The sequence below is a fragment of the Pseudomonas sp. Snoq117.2 genome, from assembly GCF_900110545.1.
Taxonomy (GTDB): domain Bacteria; phylum Pseudomonadota; class Gammaproteobacteria; order Pseudomonadales; family Pseudomonadaceae; genus Chryseomonas; species Chryseomonas benzopyrenica.
In genome coordinates, this window is record NZ_FOED01000007.1 from 96753 (window position 1) to 113762 (window position 17010).

Annotated in this window: 15 protein-coding genes; 8 read left to right on the forward strand and 7 right to left on the reverse strand. The window is 54.4% G+C overall.

Annotation, left to right across the window (positions count from 1 at the left end; all coding sequences use genetic code 11):
- Positions 1 to 67: 67 nt before the first annotated feature.
- From BMZ43_RS27460 to hsdR, 3 genes are all read right to left on the reverse strand, one after another.
- Positions 68 to 166 (reverse strand): hypothetical protein, encoded by a 99-nt coding sequence (locus BMZ43_RS27460; protein ID WP_371913887.1) that lies wholly within the window; start codon positions 164 to 166, stop codon positions 68 to 70.
- Positions 163 to 675 (reverse strand): AlbA family DNA-binding domain-containing protein, encoded by a 513-nt coding sequence (locus BMZ43_RS26940; RefSeq protein ID WP_256563011.1) that lies wholly within the window; start codon positions 673 to 675, stop codon positions 163 to 165. The genes BMZ43_RS27460 and BMZ43_RS26940 overlap by 4 nt, the downstream gene beginning before the upstream one ends.
- Before the next feature lie 103 nt (positions 676 to 778).
- Entirely contained in the window at positions 779 to 4243 is a 3465-nt protein-coding gene (hsdR, locus tag BMZ43_RS17895) for a type I restriction-modification system endonuclease (protein ID WP_093255400.1), read from the reverse strand.
- Between the two features lie 734 nt (positions 4244 to 4977).
- Between hsdR and BMZ43_RS17900 the strand changes: the two genes are divergently transcribed.
- Genes BMZ43_RS17900 through BMZ43_RS17910 form a run of 3 tightly spaced genes read left to right on the forward strand, consistent with a single transcriptional unit; the run spans position 4978 to position 10202 of the window.
- Positions 4978 to 5400, forward strand: coding sequence for a hypothetical protein (locus BMZ43_RS17900; protein ID WP_143075276.1), 423 nt, complete (start codon positions 4978 to 4980; stop codon positions 5398 to 5400).
- A gap of 47 nt (positions 5401 to 5447) precedes the next feature.
- A complete protein-coding gene (locus BMZ43_RS17905; protein ID WP_093255412.1) occupies positions 5448 to 8378 on the forward strand; it encodes a UvrD-helicase domain-containing protein in 2931 nt (976 codons plus the stop codon).
- 27 nt (positions 8379 to 8405) lie between these two features.
- Positions 8406 to 10202 (forward strand): GmrSD restriction endonuclease domain-containing protein, encoded by a 1797-nt coding sequence (locus BMZ43_RS17910; RefSeq protein WP_093255418.1) that lies wholly within the window; start codon positions 8406 to 8408, stop codon positions 10200 to 10202.
- 26 nt (positions 10203 to 10228) lie between these two features.
- Here the strand turns inward: BMZ43_RS17910 and BMZ43_RS17915 are convergent, their stop codons facing one another.
- Both BMZ43_RS17915 and BMZ43_RS27465 read right to left on the reverse strand, forming a co-directional pair.
- Positions 10229 to 10957 carry a hypothetical protein gene (locus tag BMZ43_RS17915; RefSeq protein WP_093255421.1) on the reverse strand — a complete coding sequence of 243 codons (729 nt, stop codon included), beginning with the start codon at positions 10955 to 10957 and terminating at the stop codon, positions 10229 to 10231.
- Between the two features lie 353 nt (positions 10958 to 11310).
- Positions 11311 to 11613: a WYL domain-containing protein gene (locus BMZ43_RS27465; RefSeq protein ID WP_093255425.1), complete on the reverse strand. Its 303-nt coding sequence runs from the start codon at positions 11611 to 11613 to the stop codon at positions 11311 to 11313.
- Positions 11614 to 11928: 315 nt separating this feature from the next.
- On the opposite strand from BMZ43_RS27465, the gene BMZ43_RS17925 reads away from it, so the two are divergent.
- A complete protein-coding gene (locus BMZ43_RS17925; RefSeq protein ID WP_093255427.1) occupies positions 11929 to 12549 on the forward strand; it encodes a hypothetical protein in 621 nt (206 codons plus the stop codon).
- Between the two features lie 216 nt (positions 12550 to 12765).
- On the opposite strand, the gene BMZ43_RS17930 is transcribed toward BMZ43_RS17925, so the two are convergent.
- On the reverse strand, positions 12766 to 13026 hold the full coding sequence (locus BMZ43_RS17930; RefSeq protein WP_093255430.1) for a helix-turn-helix domain-containing protein: 261 nt from the start codon (positions 13024 to 13026) through the stop codon (positions 12766 to 12768).
- A 99-nt stretch (positions 13027 to 13125) separates the two neighbouring features.
- Between BMZ43_RS17930 and BMZ43_RS17935 the strand changes: the two genes are divergently transcribed.
- The 4 genes from BMZ43_RS17935 to BMZ43_RS17950 all read left to right on the forward strand — a co-directional run bounded on the left by BMZ43_RS17935 (position 13126) and on the right by BMZ43_RS17950 (position 15578).
- The gene (locus tag BMZ43_RS17935) at positions 13126 to 13662 is read left to right on the forward strand and encodes a hypothetical protein (RefSeq protein WP_093255432.1); all 537 of its coding nucleotides are present in this window, start codon (positions 13126 to 13128) and stop codon (positions 13660 to 13662) included.
- Between the two features lie 40 nt (positions 13663 to 13702).
- Positions 13703 to 13948, forward strand: a complete 246-nt coding sequence (locus tag BMZ43_RS17940; protein WP_093255687.1) for a hypothetical protein — start codon at positions 13703 to 13705, stop codon at positions 13946 to 13948.
- The gene (locus BMZ43_RS17945) at positions 13938 to 14246 is read left to right on the forward strand and encodes a hypothetical protein (RefSeq protein ID WP_093255434.1); all 309 of its coding nucleotides are present in this window, start codon (positions 13938 to 13940) and stop codon (positions 14244 to 14246) included. The genes BMZ43_RS17940 and BMZ43_RS17945 overlap by 11 nt, the downstream gene beginning before the upstream one ends.
- Before the next feature lie 747 nt (positions 14247 to 14993).
- Positions 14994 to 15578, forward strand: a complete 585-nt coding sequence (locus BMZ43_RS17950; protein ID WP_093255436.1) for a hypothetical protein — start codon at positions 14994 to 14996, stop codon at positions 15576 to 15578.
- Positions 15579 to 15615: 37 nt separating this feature from the next.
- Here the strand turns inward: BMZ43_RS17950 and BMZ43_RS17955 are convergent, their stop codons facing one another.
- Positions 15616 to 16353 carry a hypothetical protein gene (locus BMZ43_RS17955; RefSeq protein ID WP_256563013.1) on the reverse strand — a complete coding sequence of 246 codons (738 nt, stop codon included), beginning with the start codon at positions 16351 to 16353 and terminating at the stop codon, positions 15616 to 15618.
- Positions 16354 to 17010: the final 657 nt, after the last annotated feature.

The window sequence follows — 17010 nt, forward strand, 5'->3', positions numbered from 1 at the left end:
GGATACCTATTTTGAAAAGTAGGCAAGACACCGGCGTTTGCTGGCGCCTCGTCGTGTTTATCTGAATTCAGTCGCCTCGGCCGCTTAGCTCGCTTTTCAGCGCGCGGCCGGCAGTGGTTAGGCGATAGCGTTGTTTGCCGCTGTTGGGGTTGTCTGGCAGGGTCATTTCGACCAGCCCCGTGCCAGCAGCGGGGCCAGTACCTGCTCATGGAATTTGCTGCGGTTGCTGCGCCCGACGAAGCCCGTCAATTCGGGCGTAGCGTGATCGCCGAACATCCTCTGCAGCAGCGTGACTTGCTCAGGTTGCACAGGTGGTCGCGCGTCTGCAGCGGAGCAGTCTGCCAGCGACTCGGTCCCTACTGGGGCCCTACCTGGTCCCGACTTGGTCCCGGCTTCGTCCCCACTTAAGCCCGAAAGAGTCCCTCTTTCCACAGGCCGCTTGATCACCACCCGGAACTGGTTGCTCTGCCGGTCGTCATGCAACTCAATCTCTGGCCAGGCATCAATCGCCCGCGGGATGCCGGTACCCAGGCCACGACATAAATAGCCACCAGCCATATTGGCGAACGCCACCAATTCGGCAGCCAGGGCATCGACATGGTTGAAGTCACGCTTGAACTGGTGACGGCTGTCCTCACCCCGGGCAAGGATCTGCTTGAGTTCTGCAAGGGTCATGACGCGTCTCTGGATAGCTCAGCCGACAAGGCCTGTGGCAGGAGGAAGGCGCATTGTCCGTCATGGCGGAGCACTCTGGCCAATCCACCGTACGGGACCTGTCTCATCCCGTCTGTACCCACAGGTTATCGTTCAGGGCGTCCAGTACCGCGCTGAGGTTGCCACCGAGCAGCTTGTCCAGCCGAGTGCTGCCGCCGTCGTTCCTGAAGGCCTGGCCAATCTGCTTTTCATCGATGACGACCTCGTGCACCAGCTGCTTGGCGAGACGGTCCAGCCATTTGCGTTGCACGGGTGTCCAGGGCTGCAGGGCGTAGATCGCTTCCATGGCTTTGGCCACGCGCTGCTCGAAGGGCAGTAGCGCCTCCCCGAGGGCGGCGCGACGGATGAAGCCGACGATACTGGCCGCGATCTCCTGATTGGTCTGGTTGCGCCAGGCGCTCTGCAGATTCGCCTCGCTGTAGTTGTTCGCGTCGAGCAGCAGCCGCACTTCGCGCAACTGTTCACGGGTCAGGTCTTGCGGGCGGCTGACTACCACACCGAGGGCCACTGATTGATTCAGCTGGTTCTTGATGAAGTCGTTGAAGCTTTCCAGGTAGTCAGCGGGCTTCTGATAGGCGCCATAGTTCTGCTCACGAACCATGAGCGTATCCGAGTGCGTAGAGATGACCGGATAGTGATCTGATCCGAGCAGCGTCTGGACCGTGGCAAGCTGATCGAGCAACTGAACGTGCTTACGGACGAACTGTGCGGCCTGTTGCGGCCCCATCTCATGCAAATGCTGATGCAGTTTGTCCGGGGCAACGCCCCAGGCGTTTTCCAGTTCAGCAAGCTTGTTTTTGAGGACTGGCTTGGTCTCGGCCTTGTGGCTGGCCTTGCGTAGGATGCGCATGACCTTCTGGCTGAGCTGGTCCAGCACGTCGTGAGCATGGCTGGTGTCTGGCTGACTGCCAGGGGCGTCGAGGCTGGCCGGGTTGGTCAGCTCGCTAACCAGTTGGTCCAAGGTGATGTTCGGGTCTTTCACCAGCGGCTTCATGGTGTCGACGGGTTCTAGGGCGGCGTACAGGTCGACCGGATCGTAGATCTTGAATACCGTCTTGCCGATTTCATCGCAGCGGCGCGTGGCGCGGCCCTTCATCTGCTCGTAGAGGATGCGCGAACGCACCCGACGCATGAACACCAGATGGCAGATGCGCGGTACGTCGATACCTGTGGTCAGGAGGTCGACCGTGATGGCGATGCTCGGGTAGCGCTCGTTCTTGTATTGGCGGATGAGCTGTTCGACCTTGTCGCTCTGCCCGGTGATGATCTGCACGGCGGCTTGGTTGTATTCCTCGCCGTGGACGTCTTTGAGCGCCTCGTCGAGCAGATTTTTGACCCGCTCGGCATGGGCCTGATTGACGCAGAAGATCATCGCCTTCTCATCGCCGGACGGGTCGAGCTCCTGGGCCAGTTGCTCGCAGATGACCTGGTCGAAGCCGGGTGTGATTACCCGGCGGTTGAAGGACTCGATCTCGAAGTCGAGTTCATCCTCGAGTTCGGCGACATCCACCTCGCCGGTACTCGTATCGATGACGCTGACGCTCTCGCCCTTGGCGAAGTGGATGCCGTTCTGGCTGAGTTGGGTCTGGTAGCGGATCGGCGGTTCGTGATCGATCAGCCAGTCGTCGGCCACGGCTTCGCGATAGCTGTAGGTGAAAATCGGCGGCCCGAAAACTTCGCTGGTGTGCTTGGCAGGTGTCGCCGTGAGGCCGATACGGCAAGCGTCGAGATAGTCGAGCACGCGGCGGTACTGCGACAGGTACTGGCTGACATCGCGTATTGCCAACTCGCCTTCGGTCATCTCTTGATCGAGGGTGTAACCGCGGTGGGCTTCGTCGACGATGATGCAGTCGTAGGCATCGATGGGCGGCGGAGCGTCTGACTGGAAGATGCGCCTGACCATCGCCTGTACGGTGGCGACCTGAACGCGTGTTTCGGCTTCGGCGGCCATGTCGCCCAGTTCCTTGACGTCATAGATCTGCGCCAGGGTGTGGTTCTGTTCCAGGGTCGCTTCGTTGAAGGCCTCGATGGCTTGTTGGCCCAGGGCGCTGCGGTCGACCAGAAAGAGAATGCGACGGAAGCGCTCCGCTTTCAGCAGGCGATACATCAAGCCAATGATCGTACGGGTCTTGCCGGTCCCGGTGGCCATGGCCAGCAGACATTGGCGACGTCCGTCAGCGAGGGCCTCTTCAACGGCCTTGATCGCGTTTTCCTGGTAATTGCGCAGCTTCAGATAGGCAAAGCCTTCTTGCTGCAGCTTGGCTTCCGCCTCGTCACGGCTGCGTTTGAGCAGGTCGAGCAGACCGCCTGGCGTGTGGAAGTCCTGTAGCGACCGGCGCAGGTTGGCTGGGCTGCGTAGATCGCGGAACCAGATGCCGGATAATTCAGCGAGCTGTTTGATGTAGGGGCGGCCATTGCAGGCGAAGGCAAACGGGACTCTGAAGTGGCCGCCCTGACCATCCGCCCAGCCAGGACCTTGGCCAGCTGATTGCAGATCATCGGTAATGATCAGTTGGCGCGAATAGCGCTCGGCCTGGGGGATGCGGTTGGCGATATTAACGCGCTTGCGCTTGGCCTCGACGATGGCAACTGGGGTAAGGCCGGTGAACAGTACGTAATCGGCGTCTTCGTTCGGCTTGCAGGTAGGCCATTCGGCAATCGCCTTGTTCTTGCCCTTTTCGGGGCGGGCCCCTTTGCCGTAGGTGAGATCGAGCGAATCGGCTTCCCAGCCTGCATCGTTCAGTTGTTGATCGATAAGAATTCGGGTGAGGTCTTCGTTGAGGTCGAATTGGCTGGTTGCCTGCTGAGTTTTCCGGGTGACCTGCTGGACCGCTTGCGGCTGATCTTCCAGTTGTTGCTGCAGCGTCTTGAGTCGCGCCTCGAAATCGGCGCGCGCCTTGGCCAGTTCTTCCTCACGCTCTTGAGCGAGCTGCTCGTAAACAAGCGCATCCTCATTCATTTTTTCGGCGAGGCTGGCTTGCTTTTCCTTTTCCTGCTCCAAGAGGCCGGCTAACCGGTCCTGGTCCTCCAACTGTTGACGACTGTTACCCAGTTCGGCGCGAAGCCTCTCGATCTGCGCCTGCAAATCACGCAGCGGTTCACTTGGATCAGCCGGCGTGATGAAAGGCCCTGGTTTGAAGGAACTGCCGCCTGCACCGAATGACTGGTGATACCAGATCGCCAAGGCGCGAGCGACCCTCAGCCCATCCAGCGCGTCGCGATGCTGGGTGCGGAATCCGTGAGTAGCCTTGTTGCCTTCCACGCGTAGCGTGTGGAAGAGATTGCGGATGTTGCCATCGAGCTGGATGTCACGGCTCAGGCGATACAGCAGGTCGGATTGAGAGAGGGTGTTGTCGAACTCTATACCTGCTCTCGCTGCAAGATCCTGAGCCAGGGCTTCGCCTAACTGGCGCAGTTTGATCAGCGTCGTATTGGGATCGCTGGCGAATACGCGCTCAGCCGCATTGGCGAGTTGGAAGAAGACCGGGTCGTGTTCTTTGAAAAAGGCGAAGTTACTGCTCTCTGCCATGTTCCATCCCTTGAGTTTCTACTGGCAATGCGGAAGTAGCGGTATTGCAGAGGAATGATGCCAGACACAACGGAGGGATGTATTTGACTAGCCGCCGCTCAACCTTTGAACGTCAACTAGCTTAGTACTAGTTGAGTGAAAGCTGGGCTGCGCTTCGATAGGCGGAGGACAGGTTCGGACGTAGGCCTGTTCCAGAAACAACAAAGCCCGCGCGATGGCGGGCTTTGCTGAGGTTCACGCGACGGTGAACGGGAGATGGCGCACTCGGCGGGATTCGAACCCACGACCCCTGCCTTCGGAGTCCTAAAAGTCGACGTTTAGAAACAACACGTTAGCGTAAATTACGCTTAATGATCAATGAGTTAAGTTAGCTAGTGTTAGCTCAATTTCGCCATGGTTTGCTGCTTGAGTGTGGCAAATTTGTCGCATAGCTCAGCTACAAAGCTACGTCCCCTTTCGTCCAACTGATCAGTCATCGCTCATCAATCATCGGCGCAGCGACCGCGTAGCTACGTTTAACTATTGGCCTGCCATCTGCTCAGGGTCCTGGCGCAGCGTGAACAAGCAACATAAACGGCTGCGCTATAGGGAGGCCGAAAAAGGTTGTCTTTGGATGAGTGGTATCGCCTGTACGACCCAAGTGGACCCGATGGTCTACAATTGCCTATGTGAATTGCAGCACAATCCATCCTGTCCAGACGTGGCCAGGAATGCTCGGCGGGGGTACAGGGACGGTGTCCAAGAAACAGCGTGTTTTGACTTGCTGGGTAGGAGGAAATGATCTCAAAGCTCTTGAGCGAGGAGACGTTGGCCCGATCTTATCAACAATGCAGGCGGCGACTTTTGATCGGATAGAGCTGCTCTGCTCATACCCTGCCGAGCGTAGCAAGCCCTGCATAGCCTGGCTCAACGAAAAGACTGATTTACCTACCAAGCCTTACTACACCTCGCTGAGCTCTCCAGTCCATTTTGGAGAGATCTATAAGGCTGCACATAAACACCTGGAACGACTGACATCGGCGCCGATTGATCTTTCGATCTTGATCAGCCCCACCACCGTCATTCCTCTCGATGAAGCCATGATCGTCATCGTCATCGTCGATCGCGATGACGATGGCCAATCGATCAGCCTTGAGAGGTCGGGCTCGCTTGAATAAACAAGGTGCTCAGTGTGTCCTCCCTGACACATGCTCACAGACTGGCTATGACTTCTAAATCCTCATCGATAGATGTCGCGCCTCACTGGTTGCTGCGCCTGTTTGGGGCGCAATCCGCCACCTTCACGTTGGGTGATAAAGGATTGGAGGTCACGACTAAGAGCGATGAGAAATACCTAATCGAGGCGACGTCGCTAGCTAACGAGGCAACCTTCCGGGAGGGGGTCATTTTCTCCCGACTGGTGCTGCAAACGGACTGCGGCGAAAAGGTGTTCCCTGGCCTGCGAAAGGCTGACGGTAAGAAGTTATTTCACTGGTTGCGAGCACACTGGTTACGCAAACTGGCGCCCGAGATAGAGCAGATAGCTTTTAACACCCGAGCCCTGCTGAACAAAGGGTATCCCCGCCAATCACGACTGAACGCGGCCAGGATCATTGCAGAGCAAGCACTGCAGCGTTTTCAACGTGTGCCTGAACCTCAGTGGTGTATCGATGTAGATGTCACCCCATTCAAGTGGCTGGCAGCGGTTACCCAGTGGCAAGCAGCAGACTGGGAAAAGCTGCGCAAGCAATACGTTGATCGGCAACTAGCGCACAACGGCGCTTTCTTCGACACGGTAGAGAGCCAGCCGCTTACCGAGCGCCAGCGAGTTGCCTGTGTCGTAGATGAGGATAACAACCTAGTGTTGGCCGGTGCGGGTACGGGCAAGACCAGCACCATGGTCGGCCGTGCAGGTTTTTTGATGGCGAGTGGTCAGGCCCGGGCAGCGGATATTCTGATGCTGGCTTTCGCCAACAAAGCTGCAAAGGAGATGCAGGAACGTATCGATAACCGGCTTGGAAAGTGCGGTATCACTACTAGCACTTTTCACAAGCTGGGTAAGACGATTATTGCCAAGGTGGAGGGCGAACAGCCCTCCCTTTCACCCTTGGCGGAAGACGACAAGAAGCTAGCCTGGCAGGTGAACCAGTGGTTCGAGCAGCATCTCAAGACCCCGGATTACCAGCGACTAGCTATTGATTACTTCCAGCACCACCTTTACCCGGACGCGAACCCCTTTGAGTTTGAGTCAGAAGGGGAGTACTACGACTACATCCTTGCAAATGATATCCGCACCCTCAAAGGGGAGGCCGTGAAAAGCCTGGGTGAGTGCCTGGTAGCTAACTACCTATTCAAGCAGGGCATCGCCTACCTGTATGAACCTGCTTACGAGCACAAGACAGCCAGCCCCCTTTATCGCCAATACCAACCGGATTTCTATCTGCCCGACCAGAGTATCTACATCGAGTATTATGGTATCGACCGGCAGGGCGGTACAGCCCCCTATGTAGACCGCGAGCAGTACCACCAGAGTATGGCTTGGAAGCGCCAGTTGCATGCCGATAAAGGTACGCGCCTAGTGGAGCTTTACCATTATCAGTTAATGGAAGACGGGCTGTCTGAAGCCATCGATGCGCAGTTGGGCGCGCTGGGTGTTCAGTATCAAGCATTGCCCCCGGAAGCGGTGCTCGAAACGCTACGCGAATTTGGCGCAATTAACAGCTTTGCCGTACTGCTGGCAGATCTGCTAAAGCGCTATCGTGCTAATTGTTACGAAAAGGGGCAGGTTGAGGCTGCGATCAACCGCGCCAAGAACCCGAAGCAGGTGAACGCTGCGCTGGAGCTTCTGCGGCCCATTCTGGACGACTATCAGGCCCTTCTGGATAGCACTGGGCATATCGATTTCGATGACATGATTGGCAAGGCTATCAAGTACGTCCGCGAAGGGCTTTTCCGTAGCCCGTGGCGATATATTCTGGTGGATGAATTCCAGGATATCTCCGAATCACGTGCCCGCTTGATCATGTATCTGCGGGACTCTGTACCGGAGTGCTCGTTATTCTGCGTGGGTGACGATTGGCAGGCTATTTACCGTTTCACCGGCAGCGATCTGAGCTTTACAACGGCATTTGGTGAGCGGTTTGGTACGGCCAAAGTAACGGCCCTGGATCTAACGTTCCGCTTTAATAACAGCATCAGTGATGTGGCAACGCGTTTCGTTCTGGCAAACCCGATCCAGGTCAGGAAGCAGCTTAATACGCTGCAAAAGGTTAAACGCCCTGCTGTATCCCTGCTCAGGGAAGACAACCGGCCTAAACCCCGCAGCCAGGAGCCAAGCCGGCTGGAGAAGGTAGTTGCTCGCATCGCAGAAATTGCCGAGCCTGGGAGCAGTGTCTATCTTCTTGGGCGCTACGGCTTTATCTTGCCAGACAGAGACGAACTGCGGCGACTCGCATCGCGATTTCCCTCGTTAGGGCTGGAGTGCCACACCATTCATGCCTCCAAAGGGAAAGAAGCGGATTATGTGGTAATGCTCGGTCTGGAGACTGGTAAGCATAGTTTCCCCTCACAGAAAACCACACATCCTCTGCTGGAAGCATTGCTGCCAGCACAAGAGGATTTTCCTTACGCTGAGGAGCGTCGGCTATTTTATGTGGCCCTTACCCGGGCAAGACAGCGTGTCTATCTGATCGCCGATATGGCCGTCGCATCGGATTTTGTTATCGAGTTATTGAAAAACGAATACGAGCTCGATCTGGACGAGTTCTCAACATCACTCAGTCAGCAATTGCTGCACACGCTCAAGTGCATCAAGTGTAAAACCGGCACCATAGTTTCAAGGCAAAGCCAGTTTGGCCGGTTTTTTGGCTGCAATAAATTCCCACTCTGCGCTCATAAGGAGCGCGGATGCGCGCATTGCGACTCCCAAATGCGTCGCAATGGGCGTTTCAAGGTTTGTATCAATCCAGACTGCCAGCGTTGGGTGCCTACGTGCCCGAAATGTGGTGCGGAAATGACTCAGCGAAAGGGGCGAAATGGCGAGTTCTGGGGGTGCCGGAACTATCGGTCTGAGGGTGAGGGTTGCAGGCATACAGAAAATAGGATCATGTTCAATTCGGACTCGCTGGTTGCGGGTAGCCATGAAAATCGTTTTTAGAATCAAGCGCAAATAGGGATATACGCTATGTCGGCACAGAAATACTCGGTTAACCAACACCTGATCGAAACCCTGCTGAGCTGGGTCAAGTCTGGCGAAATCGCCATTCCGGAAATCCAACGACCGTTCGTGTGGGATGCCACCAAAGTGCGTGACCTGATGGACAGCCTGTATCAGGGCTTTCCGGTGGGTTACATCATTGCCTGGCGTAACCCGACGGTGAAGCTGAAAGACGGCTCGTTGGCCGAGGGCAAGAAGGTGCTGATTGATGGCCAGCAACGGGTGACGGCGCTGACAGCCGCTATTGCTGGGCAGCATGTGGTCAATCAGGACTACCAGAAGGTGCGTATCCGAATCGCGTTCCACCCTATCGAAGGACGCTTCGAAGTCAACAACCCAGCTATAGAGAAGGACAAAGCCTGGTTTGCCGATATCGCGCCTATCGTCAACGGTGAACTCAAGGCACATAAGGTCGGTCGTGACTACTTGGAGCTAAACCCCGGCGTCGATGAGGACTTGCTTTACGAGCGCCTGGACCGGTTGTGCGATATCACCAAAAAGCAAATAGGCCTGATCGAGTTGGCGGCGGATCTGGATATCGAGACGGTCACCGAGATCTTCATCCGCATCAACTCCAAGGGCGTGGTGCTCAGTCAGGCAGACTTTGTGATGTCGAAGATCGCCGCCAACGAGGAGTTCGACGGCAACACCCTACGCAAGGCCATCGACTACTTCTGCCACCTGTCCATCGCGCCAGAGTTCCACGCACATATCGAAAGCAACGATAAGGCCTTTGTGCAGACCGATTACTTCAAAGCCATGCGCTGGCTGAAGGGCGAGAACGACGATCTGTACGACCCCAGCTACTCGGACATGCTGCGAGTCGCCTTCACTACCAAGTTTAATCGTGGACGCCTGTCGGATCTGGTCGGGCTGCTTTCAGGCCGTAATTTCGAGACTCGTAGCTATGAAAAGGAAATTGAAAAGGCGTCGTTTAAGACTCTGAGCGAAGGGGTCAAGGAGTTCATCAATGAGACGCATTTTAAGCGCTTCCTAATGATCATCCGCTCGGCTGGCTACGTGGACAGATCACTGATCGGCTCGATAAACGCGCTGAATTTCGCTTACGTGCTCTATCTCAAGCTCAAACGAGACCTAGGTAACAATCCCAATATCGAAAGCTGGGTACGCCGGTGGTTCGTGATGTCGCTGCTGACCGGGCGCTACTCGGGCTCGCCGGAGTCGCGCTTCGATAAAGACATCAAGGCCGTGCACGACCGGCCGTTTGCCGATGTGTTGGCGGAGATCGAAGCGGCCGAGCTGTCTGACGCCTTCTGGGACTTCGGTCTGCCGCAGGCATTGAACACGTCTTCAGTGAACGCCCCTGCCATTAAGGTGTTCTGGGCCGCGCAGGCCAACCGGGGCGACAAGGGCTTCCTGTCCAAGGATATCACCGTGCGCGACATGCTTACGCACCACGGCGACATTCACCACATCTTTCCGAAAAACTTCCTCAAGCATCGAGGGTTGGTCAGAAGCAGGTACAACCAGGTGGCAAACTTCGTGTTTTTGCAGCAGGAAGTAAATATCAAAATCAGTAATACGGCTCCAGCAACCTACATGGCAGACGTGTTCGCCCAGTGTGATTCGGGCGAAGCACGCTACGGGGCCATTACGAGCCTAGACGATCTAAAAGCCAATCTTGTCGCCAACTGCCTGCCAGAAGAGTTAACTGCCTACCATCCCGAACGGTTCGAAGAGTTTCTGGGTGAACGTCGTAAATTGATGGCGCAGAAGATTAAGCATTATTACTGGGCGCTGTGACGTTCTGCGGTGACGCAGTCGCTTTTCTATTCCTCTAAGGGCTCTATGCGAAGCTGCATTTGGTCCCACTGTTCCCACACGTCTGCTGTAACTTCGCGCGAACGCTGGCCCTTCCCACGAGGTTGGGAGAAAAATACTAGGCCATCTTGAAGGGAAACCCCGCTGCAAGTTTCGCCACTATGTCCAACCGTAGCCGTGGGGCTGAAGCTACTGACAGCTTCAGCTAATTGCTCGGATATTAAGTCTCTGCTTTCAAACGCATCGCTGCCTGCCAGTAGCATCTCGTGAATGATTGCCAGGTCAATTTGGGTACTCTTAAACCAGTAGGCAGCGCACCGGTACGCTGCTATCCATGCGATATTCGAATCTTGGATCATATTGTTTATGGTCCCGCTCAAGGGCCGTTTCTGATTTCCCGCTGAAAAACATGAGCCAAGTACGACGCCGGTAATGTTGGCTTTTCGAGACCCCACGTTGCATTTCACAAGGATGTCTACCACTTTAGCTCCGGAGACGCGAATGCCGTCGCCATGGCCGGCTACATATACGATTGCATTATCGTACTGATGGGAGGCCAGCTCATCGAATGCTGCCCGGAAGCTGTACAGATCGTAATAGCGCGAATGAACGATGTCCACATAGCTGAGCTGCTTGGCCATGCCTTCGAAAAATGGCAGCACAGTAGAGCGGTTTCGATCACTGTCGTCTAGGTTCCACGGGCCTTCTAGTATCAATACCGCGCTTCTATTGCTCATGCTTAATCCTTGATTGGTTCTGCTTATTATCTTTCACGTGTCTACATGTCTAACGTCTGTCTTAAGCGCTAAATTATCGCCTCCCTCAAAGTTGCCGCGTCGATGCGGCTTGATCCCGCATGCGACAGAGTCCATCAGCGAAGCTCTCATGTATCCAGCACTGTGGCCGCAGTAGCGCACCATCCTTAGTAGCCGTTAGGGTCATGTCATTGGAAATCGGCGTTTCACGAGCCAGTCGCGCCGGCCCCTCCGAAACCCAGCCTTCAATCGTTATCGGCACTGCTTTGCCGAACTGAATGGCACCGCTCCCAATATAGCGCTGTAGTGTGAAATCATATGGTCGATTCGAGAGCCTATCGAGAGCCCTCGCAGCAAGGAACCGATGTAGGACGAATTGCCGTATCGTAAGCCTCGGCGATGGCGATCAAATAGGTCACCTGAGCTCGCTGCACTATTGCAAGCGGATTGGGCGTCAGCTCGTACGTCCGGTCCTTGTGCGCCGCATAGTAGCTACACTCGACTTGAGTATCGTTCAGGAGGGCCGTCTGTATCGGTTCGAGCACCTCTGAATCTATCTGGGGAAGAATTAAGGCAAGCGCTGGCGGGACACTGGCAACCTTCTCTGCCCATTTGGCCAAGGGATTTTCAGAACCCATCGCTTCAAGTTTCTTGCGCGACCGGGCATATTTATTCCTTGAACGGCTCTCGAAAGGTCATTCAGAGCAGAAATTAGCTATACGTGGATGACTTACGTCCCGAAAGGGCTGGTCGACGAAACACGAATCGCTAGTCATCGAGCGAGCGTTGCTGTCCGTATGGACCACTCTGATACGAACCGGTTTACGGTCGCCCCGTGTAGCGCCATAGTGAAAAACGGCCCTATGGCTGGTCCGCCGTTCCAGGGCTGCCGTGCCTCGCCTAAACCCAGCACTATGCAACCTCTCAATTGACCCCCGCGATGGAGTACAGCTATGCCCTGGCAAAACCGAATGAGCCCGACGGGGCAATTGCACAGCGTGAAGGCCAAAGGCCTTCTGATGGGCAATCGTGGCCAGTTGCACAACGCAGAGAAGCAGATCGTTAGATCATGGAAGCTACAGCGCTGGATCGCCTGTGCTCTGGAGTATCAGGGCATCAAGCGCGAGCTGATGGCGCCAAATAGCTATACCGAACTGTTCTTTCTGGATGAACCTACAAGCTATGCCGCTGGGCACCGTCCCTGTGGCGATTGCCGGAAGGAGCGTTACAAGGCCTTCAAAGCAGTATGGGCTAGAACCTTCCCAGGTCAGGATCAATCAGCCGCCGGTATCGACAAGGTTCTGCACGCAGCACGCTTGAGTGCCGATAACGGTCAGCTTACGTGGCAGGCGCGCTTGGCAGAATTGCCAGAGGGTACAATGGTCGAGCATGACGGTCAGCCGATATTGCTCTGGCGCGGACGTCAGTGGCGTTGGAGCTTCGACGGGTACAGTCCGCTTCTTCAAACAATTGGCGACGGGATGATTAGCGTTCTGACTCCGAAACCTATTGTGTCGCTATTTAAAAACGGCCTGGGTGCAGGGCTGCAAGTGCATTTCTCCGCAGAGAGCTGACTCGCGAGATAGCGCCTTATTAGGCTTTTAGATCAGGGCTTGCAACGTTAGCGTATCACCTATGGGGGTATAAGTTTATCGTCCTAGTGCAGGCTTAGGCTCCGGTAGGAGTGCGAATAAGCTGATGATCTCCGTGAGAGAAGGCTCTATCGCTGACGTTTGCACCTATCCTGCTGTGTCTAACAGAGTCATGGAGAGGGTAGATGCTTGATTACCCTAGTCTTTCCGACTTTCATGGACAACGGCCTGCTCAAAGGACTTGATGAAGCTCACAAGGTCCGTGTTCAAGACCTTGCACAAGTCGCGAAGCTGAATCGTATCCAGCCGCCTGATCCCTCGTTCCACATCGCTCATAAAAGATTGTGGCCTGCCTAATGCCGCTGAGCATTGGGCTTGTGTCAGTCCAGCTTTGACCCGCATCTGCTTCAGTTCTTCCAGAAAAATCGCGTGCTCAGGTCGGTAGATCGCTTTGCTCATGGCTGTGCCCAGTGGCAATTCAGCCTCTAAACCTATATCTGCTTTTCAGATAACTGATTTTCAGATAAATTTGTAGCGTAAACGAATTTTGGAGCAGCTATGAGGCTGATTTGGGAGCTAATCCGGGTGGTTTGGGCCGTTGGTTGTCTGCCTATTGGCGCACTGCTATTGGTTGTGCTGGTGCTTACTGGCTTTAATCTACCCTTTTTCTTAGGATTTTCTAATAGCGAGAACCCAGTCATTCGCTGGTTGTTTTGGATCTTATTTATGTACTTTGCAGGAGGCGGATGGTTTTTTTGGAAGGTGAATGTGATTTACGGAAAAAAGCTTAGGCGCATAGCCGATAGATATCGTTCCACGCAATTTAAGCCTCAGGTAGAGGTGTTTGCCAAGATCAATGATGCATATCTTGGTATCGATCCTCTGAATAATAAGTTGTTAGCTTATCCAGTGAATGGAGGCGGGCATTTTTTTAAGCTAAATGAGATCAGGTCCTGGCGTATCCTTCCAGTAGGAAAACGAAATTATCGTTTGGAGCTCCTAACTTCAAATCTATCTATTCCATCATTCAGCTTAGCATTGAAGCCATGGGAGGTGGTCGATACCGAGGCACGCTTGCGCATGCTGCTTTTTTAACTGATTTACGATTGCTAACCTAATGATGCAGGCTGAGGTTATGGCTGAAGAGATTGGGGTGGGATGTTTTAGTGAGACTATTGATCGGCTTCGGGCTGCGAATAAGTTAATGCGTTCCGCAAATGTGGCCCTGGCATTAGAAGATTTGGACGCTTTGAATTTTCTCGGTTTTGCCGCTGCGCATATCTGTGAGTTGCGGGAAAGAGGTGGTTTTCGAACATCTTCAATTGGTCAAAATACCCGCTTGATCAATCGCCTGTTGAAGGAGAGTGCAGATGCTAACTGAGCGGAACACTTTAGGTATTGCAACACGCGTGCTGAGTAAAGCGACTATCGATTCACTCCGCCTTTCAAGTTCCTACCATTTCCGAGGTTGGCAGATTCTTGATCGCTGGGCGCTTAGCGCACCAGAGCGTCTCCAAGAAATGGAGGAACAAGATGAATTTTTCCTTCTGATACGGCTTCTTGAGCAGCAGAGGATTGAGCATGATCTGCTGACGTCTTTAGCGGGTTTAGAGATGCGTAGCCAAGGCTTGGCGGAGCATGAAATTCTTTCAATTTTTGGTATCTCAACTGATTTTTAGGTGGCCAGTTTATCGGGTGCCTTATTGGTAACCGCTTTGCGCTCTGGGGGCTCGGGGCTTGCCCTGAGCAGGGGCGGTGGGCAAAGCAAGGGAGTGGAACGACTGCCGCTTTGCCGGTTGTACGTACGCCATGCATGGCGGTAATACAAACCCTACCCTGTCCGAGTTTCTGCTCGCGTTAGCGTGACAACTGTGGGAACAGGTGAGGAGGATGCAAAAGCAGAGCGCTGGTAAGCATGAAGAGCATCTTTGAGAAGGTGGTGGGGGGAGCATAGCCAAAGCGTTGAAAGAAACCTGTCCGGCGACACGTTCGGTATCTCGGGGGTATGCGGCCTCTGTAAAAAATGAGTGTCTCGATAAATTTTATGAAGAAGCATTTCAAAATCACTGGGGCAACGATCAAGTAGCAGGGGTGGGGGATCTGTAGCCAATCGCTAACGTACAAATATCTAGGTACGGGGTGTAGTGAAATATTGACTGGATGGTTGAAGAGAATTTGGAGGCCGGTATTACGAAGGGCACAGGAAGCCGAACCGGACCAGGGTAAAGTTTTTACCAGATGCGGCACACACCACTGGTTTACTCGGGGGAGCTCAAAATCCTGCGCAGCTCCAGGGCTCTGCTTGCAGCTACGGGCAGGTGGTGGCGGCTCTAAAATGAGCGAAGGGGCCTGTACTGCCTGGAACGCACGTTTTTGAAAGCCAGTATGCTTTTGACAGAGCCGCGGAGTAGTCGAACAATAGCTGCATGAAGCTAAGTTCCCAGGATATCGAGCCGTCTGAAGCCCTGCTGGCTGTCTTTCGTGAGATCAAGCATCACCAAGGCACCGGCAGGAAAAACTTCGTGATCCGCGTGCCTGTTGATTTGATTGAGTATCTGTTCGCCGGGGTTGGCATGAAGTCAGGCATGTCCAAGGTGAAGCTTGAACGTCAGCTTGCTGAGCTGAAAGTGTCCGGCTTCGGTGATGCTGATGGTCGAGTGCTGAGGCGCTACCTCAGCGGGCAATCGCGCATGGCTTGGGACACTTTCCAGCGTTTGGTGTTTTGGGCATTTATGAAAGGTTGGATTTCGGACTGGGTTTTTCGAGATCTCCTCATGCGTGCGTATGTGCGAGAGGCAGCTCAGCTCAGCGCTCGAAAGATAATCAATCGGCTAAAGCGACAGGTCTCGGCGAAAATCTTGAATGAGCATGACATCGTGCAATGCTTTGACGACGCCTATCTACTCAAGCAGCGGGAGCGAGAGCAGGGACTGGTTAGCCGCCTGCGTGTCGATTCATCCAATCGCGAATTGGCACGGATCCTAGGTTTCGAATCAGTCCCTGACGAATGAAAGCGACCGTCGTCCCGCGGCTCTTGCTTGACCGAGTTTACGGCCTTGAGCTGTTGGCTGAGGGGGCGTTGTTCAGGTGCTCTGCTAGGTACAGCGTTAGGGCCATTGCGTTTTGTGGCTTGCTTGAGACCGAGCGGTAATTTTCAGCCATCGCGTTAACGATCACCTGGGGCGCAAAGCGGAGCTTACCGCTGGTCATGGCTTTTACTAGTCCCCTGTGTACATTCGTCTGGTGTTCGGAAGGGATGCCTGACATATCCAGCTTACGGGAGCTCACGCTCGACGTTTCGGTTAGTGTTTTTGGTTGAGGTTTGTTGTTAGGGCGGGCGTTGGCAGATAGGGTATCGATACCGCATTGCTGTGGTATCGGTACCTCTTCAGGTACGCGTGGGCGGTCTGAGTGGAGCAAATCCTCAACCAGGCGCTGCTGATCGCCGGTTAGTCGCTCTTTGAAGTCATTTAGAAATTCACCAAGCCACTCGCCAGGTATACGACGGATTTCACTGACCGTGCGGTCTCTTAGTTTCGGACCTGTTACTTGGCTTGCAGAATGGTGGTCCCACCAAAGGCGCACCCAGACAACGAAGCGGTTGTGGTCATACCTGACAAGGTCTTCATCCTGCAGCCGATGGATAACCTGTAGCCATTGATCTGCGGTCCATCCGAGCTCAGCGCCCGCAATACGCGGCACGAGCGGGTAGACACCAGTGATGTTGCTGTCAGGCGCGGTCAATAGGTGAAGCAATGCCACCTTATCTTCGGTCGTACAATTCATGAGGCGTGGCGAGCGCCAGAAGTTCTGGTCTCTGATGGTTCTCTGTCTGCCCATGATCACTGCTTCCCCGCATGCAAAAATAGAGGTTGGATGGAAGCATTGATCATTGACGCGCCTCTACTTGTGCCTTTTTCGTGGGTCTGCCCGTGCGCTTCGGCTGTGGAGGCACAACCTTCCTTGGAGGTTGAGGGCGAGTACTCGTATCTCCGCTACGCATCCAGGTCCTGAGGTCCCCAAGCCTCCACCTGAGCCTCGATAACCCATGAACGGGCGCAAGGCCTGGTAGCTTGCGCTGGCGTACAGTGAGTACGCTGAACCCGGTCAATGCGGCGACCTCTACAACACCAATGAGAACGTCATCGCCGAGTTTCTGTATTTTCTGGATGGTTTCGTAATTTACTGACATCTAGCTATCCCTCCATTGATCTGAGAGGTCAGTATTTGCCGCTTGCGGAGTTGGTAGCTAGGACAGTTTTTTAACGGATTATTTGCTTCCCGGTTGTTTGCAGACGACTGGGCTGACGTCTGCATCGAATTCGACTAGCGTACCGACGTCTATGATCAGCCATAAGTGGTTAATAATTGCGTAAGCTATTCTGAGTATTCATAGTCGGGTCACAGTCAAGGATTAAAATTTAGCTTCGCTCAGCAAGGTCG